The 3,365-nt window shown below is 39.1% G+C and carries 4 protein-coding genes and 1 pseudogene; all 5 read right to left on the reverse strand.

Annotated features, from left to right (window positions below; translation table 11 throughout):
* On the reverse strand, positions 1–235 hold a 235-nt coding region (locus EAE93_RS23560), incomplete at its 3' end, for a hypothetical protein (protein ID WP_214040697.1).
* Complete coding sequence (locus EAE93_RS23565) at positions 232–1,200, reverse strand: hypothetical protein (RefSeq protein ID WP_214040698.1); 969 nt, start codon at positions 1,198–1,200, stop codon at positions 232–234. The genes EAE93_RS23560 and EAE93_RS23565, both read right to left, overlap by 4 nt.
* A complete protein-coding gene (locus EAE93_RS23570) occupies positions 1,197–2,165 on the reverse strand; it encodes a hypothetical protein (protein ID WP_214040699.1) in 969 nt (322 codons plus the stop codon). The genes EAE93_RS23565 and EAE93_RS23570 overlap by 4 nt, the downstream gene beginning before the upstream one ends.
* Positions 2,162–3,130 carry a hypothetical protein gene (locus EAE93_RS23575; RefSeq protein WP_214040700.1) on the reverse strand — a complete coding sequence of 323 codons (969 nt, stop codon included), beginning with the start codon at positions 3,128–3,130 and terminating at the stop codon, positions 2,162–2,164. Before EAE93_RS23575 ends, EAE93_RS23570 begins: the two co-directional genes overlap by 4 nt.
* A pseudogene (locus tag EAE93_RS23580) lies at positions 3,127–3,365 on the reverse strand (hypothetical protein); the annotation flags it as partial. The gene EAE93_RS23575 and the pseudogene EAE93_RS23580, both read right to left, overlap by 4 nt.

Raw genomic sequence — 3,365 nt, forward strand, 5'->3', positions numbered from 1 at the left:
GTCCTAGAGTTACCGGAATCAAAGTAATACTCCGAGCGCGGCGCTGAGTGTTACGAACATGGCACTCCCTATTATCAAGGTAATCCAGTATCTCCACGTGTTTAATGGTTTCTTCATCCTTAATATCAGGTGGTACTGCTAGAATTTCTTTTTCCCAGAGCGCCAGTCGTTTGGCTGGCAGTGGGTGAATAGTGGGAAACCATTTTTTAAGTAATTTTTTTAATCGTTGTTTCATTCAGAAAGATCTTCATCAGGGGGACCTAAGCGATCCAGTTCTGCCAGAATCAATGGAATTTGAGCTTCTAAATCGGCGGGTCTTTTATCTTTACTCCACCAGATAAGCGGCTCACGGCGTTTATAGTCCACCTTACTGACCGCCTCTTTGCCGTTTAATAAGAATTTCACCATAAAGGCGACTGCCAGCGCTTTATCATTACCACTACTTAAAAAAGCAAAAGAATAACTGCTGACGTTAGGGATAAAACCACGCCCGATAAGTTGATTGTTCTCATCTAGGCCGTAGACTTTGAGGAACATAATATTAGTTTTTTCTGCCATGCCTACTTGTGGATAACGAGCGGCATAGGCTTTGCCTTTATACCAGGTATAAAAAATTTGTCGTTCACGGTCGATAATTAATGGTGCTTGTCGGCGTGAAAAAAAGACGGCCCAGATAAAAGGAGGTATAATCAACAGATAGAGCAGAAGAAAACCTATATCGACCTTAAAAAGGTAGTCACTATATCGATAATAATTATATCGATAATGTAAGTACTTTCTCAGGGACAGATCTTTATCATCACCAATATAGTTCATACCGTTTAAATAGTCAGGCAGGTCATCACGTAGGTAAAATTTCTCCCCATATTCTTTTTTAGCGACATCAACCCAATGATAAATTTCTGATTCATTACTCTTTCGTTCTTCTATGAAGTCATTTATTGTCAATGACATACTGGTAATTAGTCCTAGTGTTACAGGAATCAAAGTAATACTCCGAGCGCGGCGTTGAGTATTACGAATATGACACTCCTTATCATCAAGATAGTCCAGTATTTCCACATGTTTGATGGTTTCTGCATCCCTAATATCTGGTGGTGCTGCCAGAATTTCTTTCTCCCAGCGTGCCAGCCGTTGGGCTGGCAATGGATGAATAGTAGGAAACCATTTTTTAAGTAAATTTCTTAATCGTTGCTTCATTCGGAAAGATCTTCATCAGGGGGACCTAAGCGATCCAACTCTGCCAAAATCAATGGAATTTGAGCGTCTAAATCGGCGGGTCTTTTATCTTTACTCCACCAGATAAACGGCTCACGGCGTTTATAATCCACCTTACTGATTGCTTCTTTGCCGTTTAATAAAAACTTCACCATAAAGGCGACTGCCAGCGCTTTATCATTGCCACTGCTTAAAAAAGCAAAAGTATAACTGCTGACATTAGGGATAAAGACACGTTCGATAAGGTTATTATTTTCATCCAATCCGTAAACTTTGAGATACAGAATATTGGTTTTTTCCAGCATACCTAATTGTGGATAACGGGCAGCATAGGCTTTACCTTTATGCCAGGTGTAGAAAATCTGTCGTTCACGGTCGATAATTAATGGTGCCTGACGTCTCCAGAAAAATATGCAATAAACAAAAGGTGGAATAACCAGTAGGTAAAGTAGCAGGAAACTTATATCAATTATGAGTAGTTGAGAGCTACTTGGGAAAAAAGTATAACGATAATATAAATATTTCCTTAATGAAATTTCTTTATCATTACCAATATAACGGGCATTTTCCATATAGTCTGGTAAATCGTTACGCAGATAAAACTTTTCTCCATATTTTTCTTTTACTAGCTCTACCCAGGAATGAATATCTGATTCAGTATCCTTTCGTTCTTTTATAAAATCATTCACAGTTAACACTAGACTGGTAATTAGTCCTAGTGTAACAGGAATTAGAGTAATACTCCTAAAACGGCGTTGAGGATTGCGGATATGACACTCCTTATCATCAAGATAGTCCAGTATTTCCACATGTTTGATGGTTTCTGCATCCTTAATATCTGGCGGTGCCGCCAGAATCTCTTTTTCCCAGCGTGCCAGCCGTTGGGCTGGCAAAGGATGAATAGTGGGAAACCATTTTTTAAGTAAATTTCTTAATCGTTGCTTCATTCGGAAAGATCTTCATCAGGGGGACCTAAGCGATCTAATTCTGCCAAAATCAACGGAATTTGAGCGTCTAAATCGGCAGGTCTTTTATCTTTACTCCACCAGATAAGCGGCTCACGACGTTTATAATCCACTTTACTGACCGCTTCTTTGCCGTTTAATAAAAACTTCACCATAAAGGCGACTGCCAGAGCTTTATCATTGCCACTGCTTAAAAAAGCAAAAGTATAGCTGCTGACATTAGGAATAAAGCCGCGTCCGATAAGGTTATTATTTTCATCCAGGCCGTAGACTTTGAGATACAAAATATTAGCTTTTTCCACCATGCCTAATTGTGGATAACGGGCGGCATAGGCTTTACCTTTATACCAGGTGTAGAAAATCTGTCGTTCACGGTCAATAATTAATGGCGCCTGACTCTGCCAAAAAAATATACAATATACAAAGGGTGGAATAATCAATAGATAGAGCAGAAAGAAACTTATATCAATTATGAGCAATCGGGTGCTGCTTGGGTAAAAAGTATAACGATAATATAAATATTTCCTTAGTGAAATTTCTTCATCATTACCAATATAGCGAGCATCTTCCATATAATCAGGTAAATCATTCCGTAGATAAAATTCTTCTCCATACTTTTTTTTCGCCAAGTTTACCCAACTATGAATCCACGCTTCATTTTTTTTTCTCGATTCCATAAAATCGTTAACATTTAACACCAGACTACTAATAATCCCCAGAGTAACTGGAATTAGAACAATACTCCGATAACGACGCTGAGGATTCCTAACCCAGCACTCCTTATTATTAAGGTTGTCTAGTATCTCCACATGTTTAATGGTTTTTTCATCCTTAATATCCGGTGGTACCGCCAGAATTTCTTTTTCCCAGCGGGCCAGCCGTTGGGCTGGCATTGGATGAATAGTGGGAAACCATTTTTTGAGTAAATTTTTTAATCGTTTCTTCATTCGGAAAGATCTTCATCAGGGGGACCTAAGCGATCCAATTCTGCCAGAATCAACGGAATTTGAGCTTCTAAATCGGCAGGTCTTTTATCTTTACTCCACCAGATAAGTGGCTCACGGCGTTTATAATCCACCTTACTGACCGCTTCTTTGCCGTTTAATAAGAATTTCACCATAAAGGCGACTGCCAGCGCTTTATCATTGCCACTGCTTAAAAAAGCAAAAGAATAACTGCTGA

It is taken from the genome of Photorhabdus akhurstii (genome assembly GCF_018448925.1).
GTDB lineage: Bacteria > Pseudomonadota > Gammaproteobacteria > Enterobacterales > Enterobacteriaceae > Photorhabdus > Photorhabdus akhurstii.

Excerpts from the sequence above, each read along its gene's own strand:
- EAE93_RS23575 (WP_214040700.1), bottom strand. The coding sequence starts at position 3,130 with ATGAAGAAACGATTAAAAAATTTACTCAAAAAATGGTTTCCCACTATT.
- EAE93_RS23565 (WP_214040698.1), bottom strand. The coding sequence starts at position 1,200 with ATGAAGCAACGATTAAGAAATTTACTTAAAAAATGGTTTCCTACTATT.
- EAE93_RS23570 (WP_214040699.1), bottom strand. The coding sequence starts at position 2,165 with ATGAAGCAACGATTAAGAAATTTACTTAAAAAATGGTTTCCCACTATT.